Annotated in this window: 17 protein-coding genes; 11 read left to right on the top strand and 6 right to left on the bottom strand. The window is 64.8% G+C overall.

Going from position 1 to position 16,921, the window contains the following annotated elements; translation table 11 throughout:
- The first annotated feature begins 121 nt into the window (after window positions 1-121).
- Genes QFZ23_RS06145 through QFZ23_RS06135 form a run of 3 tightly spaced genes read left to right on the top strand, consistent with a single transcriptional unit; the run spans window position 122 to window position 2,129 of the window.
- Window positions 122-571: a hypothetical protein gene (locus tag QFZ23_RS06145; RefSeq protein ID WP_306921312.1), complete on the top strand. Its 450-nt coding sequence runs from the start codon at window positions 122-124 to the stop codon at window positions 569-571.
- A complete protein-coding gene (locus QFZ23_RS06140) occupies window positions 568-1,320 on the top strand; it encodes a cyclase family protein (protein WP_306921311.1) in 753 nt (250 codons plus the stop codon). The genes QFZ23_RS06145 and QFZ23_RS06140 overlap by 4 nt, the downstream gene beginning before the upstream one ends.
- Window positions 1,321-1,352: 32 nt before the next feature.
- On the top strand, window positions 1,353-2,129 hold the full coding sequence (locus tag QFZ23_RS06135; protein ID WP_306921309.1) for an IclR family transcriptional regulator: 777 nt from the start codon (window positions 1,353-1,355) through the stop codon (window positions 2,127-2,129).
- On the opposite strand, the gene QFZ23_RS06130 is transcribed toward QFZ23_RS06135, so the two are convergent.
- Window positions 2,126-2,926 (bottom strand): IclR family transcriptional regulator, encoded by an 801-nt coding sequence (locus QFZ23_RS06130; RefSeq protein ID WP_306921307.1) that lies wholly within the window; start codon window positions 2,924-2,926, stop codon window positions 2,126-2,128. The genes QFZ23_RS06135 and QFZ23_RS06130 overlap by 4 nt on opposite strands.
- A 46-nt stretch (window positions 2,927-2,972) precedes the next feature.
- Complete coding sequence (locus QFZ23_RS06125) at window positions 2,973-4,424, bottom strand: amino acid permease (RefSeq protein WP_306921306.1); 1,452 nt, start codon at window positions 4,422-4,424, stop codon at window positions 2,973-2,975.
- 297 nt (window positions 4,425-4,721) lie between these two features.
- On the opposite strand from QFZ23_RS06125, the gene QFZ23_RS06120 reads away from it, so the two are divergent.
- Window positions 4,722-5,774 carry a homoserine dehydrogenase gene (locus QFZ23_RS06120; protein WP_306921304.1) on the top strand — a complete coding sequence of 351 codons (1,053 nt, stop codon included), beginning with the start codon at window positions 4,722-4,724 and terminating at the stop codon, window positions 5,772-5,774.
- A complete protein-coding gene (locus QFZ23_RS06115; RefSeq protein ID WP_306921302.1) occupies window positions 5,767-7,179 on the top strand; it encodes an aldehyde dehydrogenase family protein in 1,413 nt (470 codons plus the stop codon). Before QFZ23_RS06120 ends, QFZ23_RS06115 begins: the two co-directional genes overlap by 8 nt.
- Here the strand turns inward: QFZ23_RS06115 and QFZ23_RS06110 are convergent.
- Window positions 7,169-7,651 carry an Lrp/AsnC family transcriptional regulator gene (locus QFZ23_RS06110; RefSeq protein WP_306921300.1) on the bottom strand — a complete coding sequence of 161 codons (483 nt, stop codon included), beginning with the start codon at window positions 7,649-7,651 and terminating at the stop codon, window positions 7,169-7,171. The genes QFZ23_RS06115 and QFZ23_RS06110 overlap by 11 nt on opposite strands.
- Before the next feature lie 74 nt (window positions 7,652-7,725).
- Between QFZ23_RS06110 and QFZ23_RS06105 the strand changes: the two genes are divergently transcribed.
- From QFZ23_RS06105 to QFZ23_RS06095, 3 genes are all read left to right on the top strand, one after another.
- Window positions 7,726-8,454: an HAD hydrolase-like protein gene (locus QFZ23_RS06105; RefSeq protein WP_306921298.1), complete on the top strand. Its 729-nt coding sequence runs from the start codon at window positions 7,726-7,728 to the stop codon at window positions 8,452-8,454.
- Window positions 8,455-8,565: 111 nt separating this feature from the next.
- A complete protein-coding gene (locus QFZ23_RS06100) occupies window positions 8,566-8,718 on the top strand; it encodes a hypothetical protein (protein WP_306921296.1) in 153 nt (50 codons plus the stop codon).
- Window positions 8,719-8,775: 57 nt separating this feature from the next.
- On the top strand, window positions 8,776-9,726 hold the full coding sequence (locus QFZ23_RS06095; protein ID WP_306921294.1) for an SAM-dependent methyltransferase: 951 nt from the start codon (window positions 8,776-8,778) through the stop codon (window positions 9,724-9,726).
- A gap of 20 nt (window positions 9,727-9,746) precedes the next feature.
- Here the strand turns inward: QFZ23_RS06095 and QFZ23_RS06090 are convergent, their stop codons facing one another.
- Window positions 9,747-10,292 (bottom strand): flavodoxin domain-containing protein, encoded by a 546-nt coding sequence (locus tag QFZ23_RS06090; protein ID WP_306921292.1) that lies wholly within the window; start codon window positions 10,290-10,292, stop codon window positions 9,747-9,749.
- A gap of 186 nt (window positions 10,293-10,478) precedes the next feature.
- On the opposite strand from QFZ23_RS06090, the gene QFZ23_RS06085 reads away from it, so the two are divergent.
- Complete coding sequence (locus tag QFZ23_RS06085) at window positions 10,479-11,558, top strand: glycerophosphodiester phosphodiesterase family protein (protein ID WP_306921290.1); 1,080 nt, start codon at window positions 10,479-10,481, stop codon at window positions 11,556-11,558.
- Window positions 11,559-11,576: 18 nt separating this feature from the next.
- Here QFZ23_RS06085 and QFZ23_RS06080 read toward each other — a convergent pair whose 3' ends face one another.
- Both QFZ23_RS06080 and QFZ23_RS06075 read right to left on the bottom strand, forming a co-directional pair.
- Window positions 11,577-14,675 carry an FAD-binding and (Fe-S)-binding domain-containing protein gene (locus QFZ23_RS06080; protein ID WP_306921287.1) on the bottom strand — a complete coding sequence of 1,033 codons (3,099 nt, stop codon included), beginning with the start codon at window positions 14,673-14,675 and terminating at the stop codon, window positions 11,577-11,579.
- A gap of 147 nt (window positions 14,676-14,822) precedes the next feature.
- A complete protein-coding gene (locus QFZ23_RS06075; protein ID WP_306921285.1) occupies window positions 14,823-15,254 on the bottom strand; it encodes a hypothetical protein in 432 nt (143 codons plus the stop codon).
- Window positions 15,255-15,424: 170 nt separating this feature from the next.
- Here QFZ23_RS06075 and QFZ23_RS06070 point away from each other — a divergent pair, with 170 nt between their 5' ends.
- Together QFZ23_RS06070 and QFZ23_RS06065 are read left to right on the top strand one after the other, a co-directional pair.
- Window positions 15,425-15,856, top strand: a complete 432-nt coding sequence (locus QFZ23_RS06070; protein ID WP_306921283.1) for a DUF3592 domain-containing protein — start codon at window positions 15,425-15,427, stop codon at window positions 15,854-15,856.
- Window positions 15,857-15,991: 135 nt separating this feature from the next.
- A complete protein-coding gene (locus QFZ23_RS06065; RefSeq protein ID WP_306921282.1) occupies window positions 15,992-16,867 on the top strand; it encodes a potassium channel family protein in 876 nt (291 codons plus the stop codon).
- The last annotated feature ends 54 nt before the right edge of the window (window positions 16,868-16,921 follow it).

Below are 16,921 nucleotides of genomic sequence, written 5' to 3'. Positions count from 1 at the left end.
GGGTACACGTGTTGTGCATCCTGGCTATGTTCATAATAAGCATCTTTCAATGCTTGTAATGATCATCACACCATGCCACGATGGCAGAAGACACCCTTGCGAACCGCCCAGGAGGCCTCCCTTGAAGATTGAAATGAAACCCGTACGCAAGCTGCGTGTGCATTGGCCCGTAGCTTCGGAAACCTTCTCACGGCTCGCCAGCGGCGACGCAGACGCGTTCAAAGACGAAGCGGGCATTGCGGCCCTGCTCGACGCTGTCGCGGAATCCCCTGACCTCGGGGACTTTGGCAACTACCGGCATGTCTTCGAATCCGGTTTGGGTTTCGAGGGGTTCACCTGCACTGAGGGTGCCAACCCTACGTTGGGGCAGGTTGGTCAGCAGACAATTTCCCCGACCCTGGTCTTGACGACGTATTTCGATGCTGCGCTCGACGACGCTGCCGTGCAACGCCTCCTGCAGCACATCGTGGATATCCACCCTTGGGAGGTGCCCGTCATTGAGCTGACAGGGCCAATCGGCGTTTCCAACACTGCCCTTCCGGCATTCGTTGAAAGCCAGGCCACGTCATGACTGAAGTCACCACAACCGCCCTTTGGGACGGCCTGCAGACGCTGTTTGCCGGCAGATCATTCACTGACCTGACGCACGCCTTCCACCCCGGCCAGCCACACTTCCCGGCATTCCCCGACGAAATAAGGGAGCCCGTCTTCGATCTGGAGAAAGGTGACGGTTTCACCGCCCACCGCTACTCGATCATCGGACAATGGGGAACACACGTTGATCCTCCCTCGCATTTCATCTCAGGGGGAAGGACCCTGGACCAGATTCCCGTGGAGGAGATGGTCCTTCCGCTGGTCGTCCTCGACATCACCGAGCGCGTCAACGCTAATGCGGACGCCACTGCCCAGATGGAGGACGTCCAGGCCTGGGAACACCGCAATGGCGCCATCCCACCCGGGGCCTTTGTGGCATTGCGGACAGGCTGGAGTGACCGTTGGCCTGACGCCGCTGCCATGGCGAACAGGGACGATCACGGTGTCAGCCACACACCTGGCTGGTCGCAGGAAGTCCTCTCCTTCCTGATTGAGGAGCGGTCGGTTACCGCCGTCGGTCATGAGCAGACGGACACAGACCCGGGACTGGCCACATCCCGCCAGGATTTCACGCTGGAGACCTACGTCCTGGCGCAGAACCGGTGGCAGATCGAGCTGATGGCGAACCTGGACGGACTTCCAGAAGCGGGCGCTGCCCTCATTGCCAGCTGGCCCAAGCCACTGCGGGGCAGCGGTTTTCCTGCCCGGGTCTTCGCTATCCACTAGGAGGCGTTCCTCCAGTGACTAGAATCGGACCCATGTCTAAGACATCCAGCATGGGCCGGGGAATTATGGCTGTCCTAGCGGTGGGCTCCCGCAACGCAGAAGGCCTGCCTGGCGGAACGGTCGCTGATATAGCAACCGACTTGGGCAAGGACCGCAGCCAGGTAGCCCGCAGCCTGCGGACGGCCCAGCAGGAGGGGTTTCTGGTCCGCAAAGACCACCGCACCTACGCCGTCGACTGGTCGCTCCTGACGGACGCGCAACTGTTATCCGAACAACGGTTGCAGACTGACGGCGCCACGGCGCTGACAGGCTTGGCCCGTGAAACTGATGAGGGATGCTTCCTTGGAATTCTGAGCGGAGACAGCACCGTCACCATCGGTGAGCATATTCCGGCAAGTAGCAACATGATCGGTTCATGGCTGGGCCGGCCGTATCCGGCCTACTGCAGTGATGCCGGCCAGGCACTGCTGTGGGAAGCGTCCGACGACGAGGTCCGGACCCTTTTCTCCGGGGTCGCATTCGTGCGTCATGGCCCCAATACACCCGTTGACGCGGAGGACTTCCTGTCACGACTACGCGCGGCCCGGGCGCGGGGATACTCCATCGTGGACGAGGAAGCCGAGCCCGGGCTGTATTCCCTGGCCGTTCCGATTAAGGACTTCAAGGGCGACGTGGTGGCAGCGCTGCAGGTCGTAGGCGCCAAGACGCGCCTGCAGCCGAGGCTGGAGGCCTGCGCCACGGCCCTCGTGTCCTGGGGAGGGTGGCTTGAGTCCATGCTGGGTCAGGTCCCGCCGAAGAACGTGCCTTAGCTGGCAAGACCCTTCCGGCCAGCACTGTTCCGCGTGCCGCCCTGGCACGACGCCAGCCGTTGGGCTGCTTCCCACAGGGCCTTTGCAACGTCATCTGCGCCGGACATGATCTCGGCCCGGCTGCCCAGGACACTGAGCGCTGCAAGAACGGAACCGTCGGCGGTGCGGACCGGAACCGCCAGTTCGTAGACTCCATGCTCGAACTCTTCCTCCGCGACAATGAAGCCCCGCGCACGGTCCCGGTCCATCAATTCGACAACTTCCTGCGGCGAATGGGCGGCCCCCGGACCGCCCACGCCAATGAAATTGACGTCCGCAAGAAGGGCCTCAACGGCCGGCTGCTCCTCGCCCCACAGCAGGGCCCGGCCGGACCCGGTGCACCACACGGGTGTCACCATGCCGGGTTTCACGAAGCCGCCGGGAACCGCGTCATTGCTGGAGGTCCGCAGGAGAATGACGCGGAAGCCCTCTCGTACGGAAAGTCTGGATCTAAGGCCGAACGAGGCCACCAAAGCCTCAAGTTCGGTTCTCGATTCGCGGACCCAGCCGGTATTCAAAGCGGCAGCCAGGCTAAAAAAACGTGGACCGGTCCGGAATGGCCCGCGTTCGACGCGTTCCAGCAGCCCCAGCTCACACAATTCCTGAGTCAACCGGGAGACACGGCTTTGGTCCATCTCCAGCTCGGATGCGATCTGGGAAACGCCGAATAGCCGCCTTCCCCACTTTTCCCGGTCTGCGACCAGCCGAACTATCCGAAGGCCTTGGGCCATGGATGACGCTTCCGAGGAAGAATCCATGCTCCGCGCTCCTTCCGCCTGTAACTACGCCTATTCTCACACGTCCTCACAGCTGACCGGGGCGCGCTTTCCCTGCGCGCGCCTTGCGTCCGTACTTGAAGTAGAAGAAGGCGTAGCAGGCGCCAACGAAAGTGAATCCGAAATAGAGCGCTGCTACCTGGTTCGGGTCATAGGCGATGCCGATGAGCGAGATGAGACAGAGCGAGAAGGCCAGGATCGGCACCAGCGGGAACAGCGGGGCCTTGTAGGGAAGCGCAGCGACATCACCGCCGTTTTTGACGAAGGATCTCCTGTGGAAGAAATGCGAGGCGGTGATGGACATCCAGACCCCGACGACGGCGAAACCTGCCACCGATACGAGAGCCAGATATACCGTTTCAGGTGCAACGACGCTGCTGATGAGGGATGCCAGACCACCGAGCATGCTGACGGAGAGTGCAGTCATGGGGATACCGCGTCGGGTCAGCTTCTTCAGCGCCCGGGGCGCGTGCCCCTCGTCGGCAAGGGAGTAAAGCATCCGCGCGCAGGAGAACAGGCCGCTGTTACCGGCTGAGAGGAGTGCGGTGATGATGACGAAGTTCATGATGTCGGCGGCATAAGGAATGCCGATGGATGAGAAGACCGTCACGAACGGGCTTTCGTCCAGCCCGACCTGTTCGAAGGGGATGGTTGCGGCGATGACGGCGATTGCCCCGACGAAGAAGATCAGCAGACGGATGACGGTGCTGCGCATCGCTTTGGGGATGCTGGTGGCCGGGTCAGCGGTTTCGCCCGCCGCCACACCGATGAGCTCTGAACCGGAGAAGGCGTAGAACACAGCAAGCGCTGTGACCAGGACACCGGTGAAGCCGTTGGGGAAGAGGCCGCCGGAAGTGTTGAAGTTTTCAAACATGCTGGGATGGTTGGCCGCCTCGCTGAGCGGGTGGAAGCCGAACAGCGCCGCGCCGCCGAAAACGATAAGAACCACGATGGCGCCGACCTTGACGATGGCAAACCAGAACTCGGATTCGCCGAAGAATTTCGAGGAAATCGCATTGAAGCCGAAGAGGACCGAGGCGAAGATAACGCACCAGACCCAGACGTCAACACCTGGGAACCAACGCTGCATCAGGAGACCGGAAGCCGTGAACTCCGATCCGATGGCCACCGCCCAGCAGAGCCAGTAGAGCCAGGCGGTGGTGAAGCCGGTGGCCGGCCCGATCGACCTCGCCGCGTAGATGTGGAAGGCCCCTGAGACGGGATAGGCGATGGCAAGTTCACCCAGGCAGGCCATCACCAGGTACACAACAAAGGCGCCAATGAGATACGCGATGACCGCCCCGAGCGGCCCGGCCTGGGAAATGGTGTACCCCGAGCTCAGGAAGAGCCCGGAGCCGATAACCCCACCCATGGCGATCATGACCAGATGCCGCGCCCCCATGGACCGCCGGAGGCCCGAATCGGTCGACGGCGGAATAGTGGGCTGCGGTTCTAGCTGGACAGGTAATGACGGTTCCATGGTTTCTCCCAGGTGAGTGGCAGGTCTGATGCGAAGGATGCGCACGTGGCCCGGCGTGGGGTCAAGCCGACTCGAGCTGCGCAGTAGCGACAGTGATGAAAGTAACACGAAAGGGCGGTTTTGGTCATCAAGAACATCTCTACATGTCTATGTTGAACGTAAGTTACGTTCCGGCGTAATGACGAATCGGCAGCCGGATGGTCAGTTCGCCCTGCTTTTCGGTCACAATCACATGCGCTGACGGACATGGAATGCGGTCAGCATTGGAGGACCGATGTAACTGACTGAAGGAGCACCATGACCACCTACGACATTGCGCTGATCGGCTTCGGCGGCGTCAACAGGACGCTGGCAGAACTGATCGCTACGCGTGGCGAGAGACTTCGTTCGGAACTGGGCTTCGGCCTGCGGGTCGTGGCCATCACCGACCTGCGTCTCGGATCCCTGGTCCAGCCCGAAGGCGTGGACCTCTCCGTTGTCCTCAAACTGGGCGGCGGACATGAAACCTTCGCAGCGTACGGCGGATCCGCCGACACCAACAACGAATCCGTGATCCGCCACTGCACAGCGGACATTATCTGCGAGGCCACCTTCACTAATCCCGACGACGGCGAGCCGGCAGTTTCACATGTGCGCTGGGCACTCGAATCCGGCAAGAGCGTCTGCACCACAAACAAGGGCCCGGTTGCCCTCCGCGGCGCCGAGCTGAGCTCCCTTGCCGAACAGAACGGCGTGCACTTCGAGTTCGAGGGCACCGTCATGAGCGGCACTCCCGTCATCCGCCTGGCCAAGAAGACGTTCGCGGGGCTGAAACTGAACGGCTTCGAAGGCATTCTCAACGGCACCAGCAACTATGTGCTCGGGCGGATGGAAGCCGGCCTGGACTTCGACGCGGCCATCAGGGAGGCGCAGGAGCTCGGCTACGCCGAAGCAAACCCCGCAGCTGACATCGAGGGCTACGACGTTCAGCTCAAGGTCCTCATCCTCGCCAACGAACTGCTGGACGCGGGCATAGAGCTCAAGGACGTCCATCGGCAGGGGATGTCGACCGTGACGCCGAAAGACATTCGGAAGGCAGCCCGCGAGGGGCGTCGCTGGAAGCTCGTGGGCGCGGCACGGCGGAATCCGGACGGGTCCGTGACCGCAGGCGTATCCCCCGTAGCGCTTCCCCTTGATCACGGGCTGGCCGGGGTTTCCGGCGCGACCAATGCCGTGTCCTTCGAGACCGATCTTCTGGGCGCAGTAACCATCTCCGGACCGGGAGCCGGGCGCGTGGAGACCGCCTACGCGCTGCTCTCTGACATCATCGCCATGCACGCGGCCAGGGCGGAGGCATCCGCAAATGCCTGAATCCACACTGTGTTCGACAGAAACCGCCCTGCCACAGTTCCATGACGTGACGAGCCCCTACGACGGCAGGGTGGTCGGTGCGGTTTCGCTGACCGAAGCCACCGCCGGCAAAGCCGTGATCGAAACGGCCCGCACCGGCGCCCGGAAGGCACGTGCCCTGTCCCGCGGCGCACGCGGGAAGATCCTGGACGGTGCCGCAATGCAGATCGAGCAGCGCAGCGAGGAGTTCGCACTGACGATAGTGTCCGAGGCCGGGAAAACGATCCGCCAGGCACGGAAGGAAGTGCTGCGCGCGGTCAACACGCTCCGCCTGTCCGCTGCCGAAGCGCGCCGGAACGCAGGCGAAGTCATCCCCTTCGACTCCTATGAAGGCTCAGAGGACCGCACCGGGTGGTACTCGCGCGAACCACTGGGCATCATTGCCGCGATCACCCCATTCAACGACCCCCTCAACCTGGTGGCGCACAAAGTCGGCCCGGCAATCGCCGGAGGAAACGCCGTGATTCTCAAACCCTCTGTGCTGACGCCGCTGTCAGCCCAGCTGCTCGTGGACGCTCTCGTGAGCTCAGGGCTCCCTCCGGAGGCCCTCACCATTGTCCACGGCGGCCGGGAAGTGGCCGAGACAATCATCAGGTCCCGGGACGTACGAATGGTGTCCTTCACCGGGGGGTTCTGCACGGGTGAGAGCATCGCCCGCACAGCCGGCTTGAAGAAGCTGTCCATGGATCTCGGCGGAAACGCACCCGTGATCGTCCTGGACGATGCCGACATCGGAAATGCAGTGGAATCCTGCGTCTCCGGAGCATTTTGGGCCGCCGGCCAGAACTGTGTGGGGGTGCAGCGGATTCTCATAGCCGCACCGGTGTACGGCGCGTTCCGTCGGCGCTTCCTGGAGGTGGCGGCCAAGTTGGTTGCCGGAGATCCTTCAGATGAACGGACGGACGTCGGGCCCATGATCAGCCCAGCCGCCCTGCATGAGCTCCAAGCCAAGCTGGACGAGGCCCTCGGAGCCGGCGCTGTCCTTCTTTCAGGCAATGTCACGGACGGCAATGTGCTTCACCCGACCGTCCTGGAAGCGGTCCCGACGGACAGCCGGCTGTGGAAGCAGGAGGTTTTCGGGCCCGTGGTCATGTTCCGCCAGTTCAGCACGTTCGAAGAGGCCATCGAAGTCGCTAACGCCATCGAGTTCAGTCTTCATGCGGGCATCTTCACCGACTCCCTGGCCCGGGCCATGGAGGCAGCCCAACAGCTCGAAGCAGGCGGCGTCATGATCAACGACTCCTCTGATTACCGCTTCGACGGCATGCCGTTCGGCGGGGCCAAGTACGGAAGCATGGGCAGGGAGGGCGTCCATTTCGCGTATGAGGAGATGACCCAGCCAAAGGTCATCTGCATCAGGAACTGATGGAACCGGATGGGCCGCGGGCACCTCCGGGGCCCCGCCTGATGTAACTTGACAGGGTCATGGCCGTCACCGTGTCCGTGACGCCGGGAATGGCCGCAATCTGCTCCCAGATCTCCTGAACCCTCTCCAGCGACCTGGCCTCGACCCTCACCAGCAGGTCAAAGTCGCCGCTCACGACATCACACAAAACCACTTCAGGAATCGACCGCAGTTCGGTGATGACGTCCGACCCCCGCACCCGGTCCTTCCTGTAAACCATCAGGAAGGCGGACACCGGCCCCTGCCCCGGTGGGCCGGCAACGATCGTGTACCCCTGAATGTAGCCTTGCCGTTCCATCCGTTCGATCCGTTGGCGCACGGCATTCCTCGACAGCAGGACTTTGGTCGCCAGCTCCGCGTGGCTCATCCGAGCGTTCTTCGTTAGCTCCGCAAGAATCCTCTGGTCTATCTGATCAAGACTCACTCGATCCATGCCTACCCTTCACACCAAATTTTCCCCGGCACACCCGCAACCGAACCAACTCCACGACCGAAAGCACTCGAAAAATGACACTTCTGCAGCAAGCTCGGCCACCTCTCACCGGCATTAGCTGCGTCCTGTTCGACATGGACGGAACGCTGCTGGATTCAGCACCCGGCGTTACGGCAAGTGCTGCCCGGGCCCTGGCCGCCGTAGGCGCGCAGGTCCCCGCGATGGACAAACTGCGGCAATTCGTCGGGCCGCCGATGATCGAGTCCTTCAGAACAGTCTCACGGTTGGACGACATAACCGCCCAAAGGGCCCTCCAACACTACCGCAAGGCATACGCCGACCACGGCGCTGAACAGTCCAGCCCATACGACGGGATCATCGAACTGCTTGACCACCTGCACTCGGCCGGCATGCCGATGGCTGTCGCCACCTCCAAGGTGGAAGATCAAGCGGTAAGACTCGCACGAAGGTTTGGAATCGAGGGCTACTTCATCAACATCTGCGGGGCGTCCGACCGCGACGGAAGAGCAAGCAAGGCAGAGGTCGTCGCCGAACTGCTGCTCCGCCTTCAATCCGAAGGCGTAGACATCTCCGGTCCCGTGATGATCGGAGACCGGAGCTACGACATCGCTGGAGCCGCCCAACACGGAATCCCGACGATATTCGTGCTCTGGGGCTACGGGGACGCCGGGGAAGCGTCGCAGGCGTCCGCCGTTGTCTCCTCCCCCGCTGCCCTGCTGCCACTGATCGTGGCCAACCGCGGCCCGTGGGATGACCAGCAGAGGTCCTGGCCTGCCATGTGAGCACATGGATACAAGAACGAAACGTTGGGTCGACGCTGTGAAACATGCCGTGGCTACGCTAATTCCTACCTGAGAGAAGGTCATCCGCAGGTCAATTGAAAGGAATTAGCCATGCTTTGGAATACCTTGAACCTGTTTTTCAATTCTTCGCCCAATGACGGGAACTCAACATTCGGAGAGGCCGGGTCGAATACCGATTTTCCCCAGGGCCAGCTCACGTCCGCGGCTTGGGAAGGCTGGTGGGACAGCGCCGCGCAGGTCTGACAGGCATCACCGGGAGTAGGCTCACCCAAAGGGAACCAGCGAGCGGGAGGGTGAGGCGTGACAGAACCTACGGGCAGCACCGAACTTGAGGGCGGCGCCAAATTTAAGGACCAGGGGCTGCCGATGACGGCACTGGCCGTGGCGGCGGGCCGTGCCGTCGAGACGTCGCGGGCCGACCCGCTCGTGGCGGATCCGTTCGCTTCCGCCTTGGTGGTGGCCGCGCGCTCCCACCTGGACCTGCCGACGGTGTGGCCGGCGGAACCGGCGGAGGCTCCTCCCCTGCAGCAGCCGCTCCTGCTGGCTTCCATCTACATCGGGATGCGGACCAGGTTTATCGACGACTTCCTGCGGTCCGACCCACGCACCGCGCAGACGGTGGTTCTCGGCGCAGGGCTCGATACCCGGGCCTTCCGGCTGCAGTGGCCGGAAGGTGCCAAGGTCATTGAGATCGACAGCGCCAACGTCCTGGAGTTCAAGGCCCATGTGCTGAGCCGGCTTTCGGCGAAGCCGGTGTGCGAGCTGATCACCCTGGCTGCGGACCTTTCCCTGCCGTGGCGGGAGCCGTTGCTGGCTGCCGGTTTTGACCCTGCCCAGCCCACCACCTGGGTCCTCGAGGGCCTGCTACCGTACCTTGATGCCGCTACCCAGCGTGTGGTGCTGGAGGAAGTTGCGGCGTTGTCGGCGCCGGGCTCCCGGGCGGTGATTGAGCGTGCCGTGGCCCTGCCAAAGACCGACGACATTGAAGCCAAGCTGCTCGAGTTCAGCCAGCAGACGGGCCTGCCCATGAGCGAACTGCTGGCGCGGGCCGATCCGCCTGATCCCGTGGAGTTGCTCGAGTCAGCAGGCTGGCGCTGCGGCGGGCACACCGTCGAGGAGCTGTGTTCCAGGTACGGCAGGGTGCTGTCGCTGGCCCCCGCAGACCAATCTGAACCAGCCGCGTCCGGCCCGGAGCAGCAGCCGACTCCCGACCAGTCCCGGGGCGGCTTCGTCACCGCCTGGCTGCCGTAGACGGCAGTCTCCTGGCCAAACTATGCCGGGTCACTGCCCGAAGACGCGGACGGGGCAGGTTTAGCGAGTTCGGCTGTGATCTGGTCTGTCCAGGCGTCGACAGCCTCCCAGTCCCGCACGTCTCCGAACCGACCGCCGATGAGCCGAAACAACGCCCGGAGCGGTGCCGACATCTGGTCGGCCCTGAACACACCGGAGAAGACCCTGTGGCCGCGAAGCGGAACTTCCTGGAACTGCACTTGTTCCAGGCGTTGCTGTTGAAGTGCGGCACCGCGATTGCGAAACGGCTTTGGCAGGGCGTCGGCCATTCCCACGCTGAACGCCCAGACAGGCCGTTTTGCCAATTCGGCCGTCTGCTGTGTGAAGAACTCCAAAGCCGGGGGCAGCCACGCCTGGTTGTGGATGGCGCTGCCGACCACCACAGCCTCGTAGCCGGAGACAGACTCGACCTCCTCCACGGACCGGCATTCGACCCCGCTCAATGCAGCCGCCATACGTGAGGCAACATGCTGGGCTATCTCCCGGGTGGAACCCATCGCACTTGCATAGGCAACCAGAACAGTCATGGTGAGCCTCCTACCTTCCGCTCTCCAGTCTGAGGGAACCGGGCCGGGCTGGAAACAGCCTTAAGACCCGACAATCTCGTTTACCTCAGCGCCACCTTCCCGCAGGCGGCAGGCCACCTGGCCGCCCTAGGGTGAACGGGTCGGCGGCTCAGCGCCGGCCACCGTCTTCCGGGAGGATCTAAAACCATGCGCAAAGTCCTGACCGCAGCGGCCGCCGTCGCGCTTTTCACCGCCGTCATTGCCTCAACGGCGGGTCCCGCCGTCGCCGCCCCGACGGCGGACGCCGGAACGCCGTCGCCGAACGCTGCAGGAACAGCCAAGCCCGCTATCAAGACGAACGAGGGCAACGGCTCCTTTGACCTGCAGTCGCACCGCGGCGGCCGCGGCGAGTGGACCGAGGAATCGCTGGCCGCGTTCGCGAACTCGCTGAAGCTGGGTGTGAGCACGCTGGAGCTGGACACGCACCTGACCGAGGACGGCAAGGTGATCGTCTGGCACGACGACACGATCCAGGCCAACAAGTGCGTGGACACCGCCGCGGCCACACCGGGCGACCCCGAGTTCCCTTACGTCGGCGACCGGGTGGCGGACCTGTCGCTGGCCCAGATCAAGACGCTGAACTGCGGTTTCAAGCAGCTGCCCGGCTACCCGGAGCAGCGGGTGGTCGAGGGCAACCGCATCGCAGAGCTCAAGGACGTGTTCCAGCTGGCCAACGAGTACGTTGCCAAGAAGGTCCGCTTCAACGTGGAGACCAAAGTTGAGGACGGACAGGCCGGCGGCGGGGGCTCCGTGGCGCTCACCAAGGCCGTGGTCACCGAGATCTACATGGCGGGCATGTCCGGCCGCACCACCGTGCAGTCGTTCGACTGGTCCACGCTGAACTACACGAGGAAGATCGCCCCGCAGCTGCCGCTCGTGGCACTCTCCAGCGGCGATGCGTGGCTGCAGGTGGGCAAGCCCGGTGCGGCGCCCGAACTCGGCGGCATCGACATCGATGACTACGACGGTTCCCTGGCCAAGGCCGCCAAGGCACAGGGCTACGACGTCATCTCCCCCGCCTTCGCGTCCGTAACCCCGAAAATGATCGCCGAAGCCCACGAGTTCGGCCTGCCGGTCGTCCCGTGGACCGTGAACACCACCGCCGACATGGCACGCCTGATGGACCTTGGCGTGGACGGCATCATCACCGACTACCCCACCCGACTGCGCACCCTCATGGAGGAGCGCGGGCTGAAACTGCCGAAGGCTTACGCTGTGGCTGGCTAGGCTGCCGCTGATCGAGGCTCAACCAGCGCCGGGATCGAGGAGCTGCGCAAGGTGGCGTCCGGGCCGCTCGGCGTCCAACTGCTTCACCTGCATGGCGCAGGAGAAGCCGTCGGTCAGCACCACGCCCTCCGCGCCGGCGCTCCGCAGCGCCGGCGCAAGTGCCTGTTCGGCCACCTGCATGCTCACCTCGTAGTGCTCCTTCTCGAAGCCGAAGTTGCCCGCCACACCGCAGCATCCGGTGGCGTCCACTACGTCGGTGATGCCGACGGCGGCCAGCGCTGCCCGCTGCGTTCCGGCACCAAAGACCGAGTACTCGTGGCAGTGCGTCTGCAGCATCACACGTTCCGGAAGCGGTTCGGCCGGGGCCGGCGACCACCCGGCGCCTGCCAGCTGGTCCACATGTGAGGCGAAGCTGCGCACCCGTGCCGCCACCCGCTTGGCCTGGTCCGTGCGGACCAGCTCGGGCAGATCCTTCCGCAGCGCGGCCGCGCAGCTGGGCTCCACCACCACGATGGGGCGGTCGGTGCCGTCGTCCAGCACTTCGGCTGCGTTCCCCAGCAGCTTCTTGGCGGTGTCCAGCTGGCCTGTGGAGATCCAGGTCAGCCCGCAGCAGGCATCGGCCGAGCATTCGGTCCGCTCCCCCGCGCCGGCCAGCACCCGCGCCGCGGCCCCGGCCACCTCGGGGCGGAAGCCCCTGGTGAACGTGTCCACGAACAGCACTACGCCCTCGCCGGTATCTACGTCATCGGCACCTTCAGTGCCTGCGCGAGCGGCGACGTCGGCACTCAGCCGGGTCCCGCCGTCGTGCTTCCTGGCGTTCCTGCCCGGCATCGCCACGCCGGCCGCGGCAACCTCCCTGCGCCATTCGCTGCCGCCCGCGAACCGAGGCATCGAGCGCTCGGTCGTGAGCCCACCCAGCACGGCCGCCACCTTGGCCAGCGGCGTGGCCAGCACAGCGTTGACCAGCGGCGCCACGCGGCCGGTCAGCTTCAGCCAGCGCGGCAGCCAGCCCAGGGAGAAGTGCGAAAGCGGACGCCTCCGGCCCCGGTAGTAGTGGTCGAGGAACTCCGACTTGTAGCTGGCCATGTCCACGCCGGTGGGGCAGTCGCTGGAGCACGCCTTGCAGGACAGGCAGAGGTCCAGCACCTCGCGGACCTCCTCGGACTTCCAGCCCTCCTCCACGGTGCGCGCCCCTCGGACCATGTCCTGCAGCACGCGGGCACGGCCTCGGGTGGAATCCTTCTCGTCGCGGGTTGCCCGGTAGCTGGGGCACATCACGCCGCCGGCATCGGTGCGGCAGCGGCCCACGCCGATACAGCCCTGGACTGCGTGGACCCACGGGTCTATGCCACCTCCGCCCGCGTGTGCCGGATTGTCCGTCTCAGCCGTGGATCCCCCGCCGGAGTGCAGCGGCCGGAGGTCGAAGCTGGTGCGCCACTCGCGCTGCGGCACCCCGTCCAGCGCCAGGTTCTCATCCATCGGATCCGGATCCGTGAGCGAGCCCGGGTTCAGGATGCCGGCCGGGTCCCACACCCCGCGATAGGCGGCGAACGCCTCCAGCATGCGCGGCGAATACATCAGCGGCAGCAGCTGCGACCGGGCCCGGCCGTCGCCGTGCTCGCCGGAGAGCGAGCCGCCGTGCCGCACCACCAGCCGCGCGGCGTCGGCCGAGAACCGGCGGAACACGTCCCGGCCCTCCTCAGAGCGCAGGTCGTACGTAATGCGGATGTGCATGCAGCCGGCACCGAAGTGCCCGTACATGACGCCGTGCAGGCCGTAGCTGTCCAGCAGCCCGCGGAAGTCCGCCAGGTAATCGGCCAGGTTCTTCGGTGCGACGGCGGAATCCTCCCACCCCGGCCAAGACTCACCGCCCGTGGACAGGCGCGACGAAAGCCCGGCCCCGTCCTCGCGTACCCGCCACAGCGAGGCCCGCTCCATCGGGTCGGGCACCGGCCGGCCCGCGACGAGGCGCCCGTTCTCTTGGAGGCGAACCAGCAACCGGTTGGCCTCGGACTCGACTTCGGCGGGATCGTCACCGTCGAGATCCACATACAGCCAGGCCTTGCCCTCCGGCAGACCAACTACGGCGCCCTCGCCGCGGCGGAAGCGCATCGTATCCACGATCGCCTCATCGATGCCTTCCACCGCAGCCGGGGAGAACTCGAGGATGGTTTCGATGTCCCGCGCCGCGTCCACCACGTCCGCGTAGCCGAGGCACACCAGTAGAGCGCTCGCCGGTTTGGGCACCAGCTTCATCCGGGCTCCGGTGAGGATCGCGCACGTACCCTCGGAGCCCACCAGGGCCCGGGCGACGTTGAAACCCTTCTCCGGCAGCAGGTTGTCCAGGTGGTACCCCGAGACCTGCCGCTGGATCCGGCCCAGCTCCACGCGGAAGTCGGCCAGGTTGTTGTGGGCCAGTTCCTTGAGCTCATCCGTCAGCGCAGCGGCGCGCGCCGTTGCCTGCTTGTCCTCCGGGTGCGTGGCGCGCAGCCCCGTGGCAGTGGCGGTGAGCCGGGCACCATCGGAGGTGACGACGTCGAGCTCCACCACGTGGTCAGACGTGCGGCCGTAGCGGACAGAATGGTTGCCGCACGCGTCGTTGCCCAGCGAGCCGCCCACGGTGGCGCGGTTCTTCGACGACGGGTCCGGGGCGAAGGTGAAGCGGTTGCCGGTTGCCTGCTCCACCTCGCGTGTGAGCACGGCGAGCACCACGCCCGGGTCCACGGCCACGGCGCCTGCCGCCTCGTCGATCCCGTGGATCCGGTTCATGTGCCGGGAGAAGTCCAGCACCACGCCTGGCCCGATCGCGTTGCCCGCCATTGACGTGCCGCCGCCGCGGCTGATCAGTGGCGTTCCCGTCGCCCGGCACACCGCGAGCGCTGCCACTACGTCTTCCGCGGACCGCGGGAACACCACGGCCAGCGGGGGCACCCGGTAGTTGGAGGCGTCGTACGCATACTCGGCCAGCCGGCGCGGCGAGCTGTCGGCGCTGATTCCGGCCGCAGTCAGTTTCTCCAGCACCTTCTGCTGTGCGGCGTTGCGCGCTTTGCCGGACTCTTCGGTGGAAGGTTCGACGGCGGCGGCGTCCGCAGCGGAGGCACGGTCAGTCTGCTTCATGTTGGCCAGCGTAGTCCGCGGACGCCGCGGCGGCCGATCACTGGGGACAGCGGGACGCCCGTCGGCTGGAGTTTCGTGGTCCACCATGTGGGCCACAGGCCGCGCCACAAGTGCGCATCACCGTTTTCTCTCAGTTGAACTTTTCTTTCAGTTGAGCTGCCGGGAGCTCGGCTCCGGAATTCCTCGTTCGATGCGGAGGCGCTTGGCGCGGGCGGCGGTGCCGGCCAACCGGCCGGCGTATAGGGCGCCGGCACCGCCCGCTGCGGTCAGAACCAGGGCTCCCCACATCGGGTCCTGGCCCTGACTGGTGGGCCCGGCCACGAGCAGGACAGAAAACACGGCGAGGGCCGCGAAGAACACCACCATGACTATGAACCCTCTAGCTGACAGCACGGCGGGGTGGGAGCTGGCGGAGACCACACCGATCTCGTCCTTGGCGTAGCTGTAGAGCCTGCCCTCCGTGGTGCGGCACAGGACGCGCTTCTCGCCCCGGGCCAGTGCCAGGTCATGGTGGGCACGGACCTCGTTATCCTGGCTGGCGCCGTCCCCGTGGCTGTTGCCGGGCTTCCCGTGCTGCATTCTGGTCCTGCCTGCTTCGGTTCCAAATTGTCGTCGCAGTGAAGTATGCCAGCACGGGTCGGCGTGACAACTCCTCTCACAGGCAGGTCACGGATTGGACCTCCCGGCCGCGGCATTCTGCTGAGTTCAGGGCAAACTGGCATACTGCTTGGTGAACCTTGGGGGATCACTTGAAAATCGTGCTGTACGTCATTTGGGCGCTGTTTGTTGCCGGCGCCGTCTACTCCGTCCTCCACGTGGTCAGGAAGGCCGGGCGGCACGAGCAGCTAACAGCCGGTTGGCCAAGGGTGCAGGCCGCCGTGACCGGCAGCCGGGACGGCTGGAGCGGCGGCGCAGGCAACATGAGGCGCAACCGCCGCTTCTGGCCCACGTACCAGTTCACCGACTCCCACGGTACGTTGTTCATGGGGGAATCAGAGCTTTCGTTTGCCGAACAGCCGGTGCCGGGGTCGCCGCTAGAGGTCGCTTACAACCCAGCCAACCCCGACGAGTCCTTCCACGTCTCCTCCAAGACGAGAATCACCCTGGGCTGCCTGATTCCGTTCTTCGCTGTCTTTGCCGTCGCCCTTTTCTGGTTCATCGGCGTCTTTCCGTTGGGCTGATTGATCATCCTCAAGCAGCTACGCGCTCATCCGGGACGGCGTGCAGCGCTACGGCATCCCGGCCGCCCAGCCCCGGCGTCCGGTACCCCTCCCGGAGCCTCCAGCCCCGGGATTCGTTCGCCCGTAGGATGAGACATGCACTTCGAGGACACGCTCTTGACGGTACTGGGAGCCGGACTGATTCTTCTGATGCTCGCGGACGTCTTCCATACCCTCCTTTATCCGCACGGCTCCGGACCTGTGTGCAGAACAATAATGCGTGTCTTCTGGTTCCTCTCGCGAAGGTTGAAAGGGCGCCCCGGCACACTGGCCGCTCCTGTGGCGATGGCCGCCGTCATTGCCGCATGGGCAGGTCTGGCGATTGCGGGGTGGGCGCTGCTTTACTTGCCGCACCTCCCGGAAGGTTTCGTGTACGGGGACGGCGTGCCACAGCAAGGAGATTTCGCCGAAGCAGCCTACATATCGATGGTGAGCCTCTCAACAGTGGGGTTCGGAGAAGTGGTTGCCGGCTCGCCGATCATCCGGCTGCTGACAGGACTCCAGGCGATCACGGGGTTCGGGCTGCTGACAGCCACAGTCTCGTGGTTCCTGCAGCTGTTCCCGGCGCTCAACCGCCGCCGAGCCCTTGCCCACCATCTGAACCTGATCAGGGAATCAGTTGAACCTAACGGCATTGCAGGACTGGAACCCTTGCACGCCGCTGCGCTGCTGGAATCCCTGGCCATAGACGTTGCCACGGTCAGCATCGATTTGCTGTCCTTTCGCGAGAGCTACTATTTCCGCGAGGTCGAACAACGGGGTTCCCTGCCGGACACCATCTCCTACGCCCAGCAGTTGGCTGCTGAGGCTCAACAAAGCCCGAACACCGAGCTCCTGTTTGCCGGACGAATGCTCGATGCATCGTTGGAGGAGCTGGCGGCAGTCCTCCGCGGCAAGTTCGGCCACCCGGGCGACACCACTTCAGCGGTCTTTGACAGCTACGCCCTGCACCATAAACACCGCCAGCGGTAGACCCGGACTACACGGTGACGTCCCTGCAGGATCTGGCTGGCGCATTGGCCAACG

The organism is Arthrobacter globiformis, from assembly GCF_030818015.1.
GTDB classification, from domain to species: domain Bacteria; phylum Actinomycetota; class Actinomycetes; order Actinomycetales; family Micrococcaceae; genus Arthrobacter; species Arthrobacter globiformis_C.
Note: the sequence above shows the minus strand (reverse complement) of the source record. Positions and strands in the feature narration are given on the sequence as shown.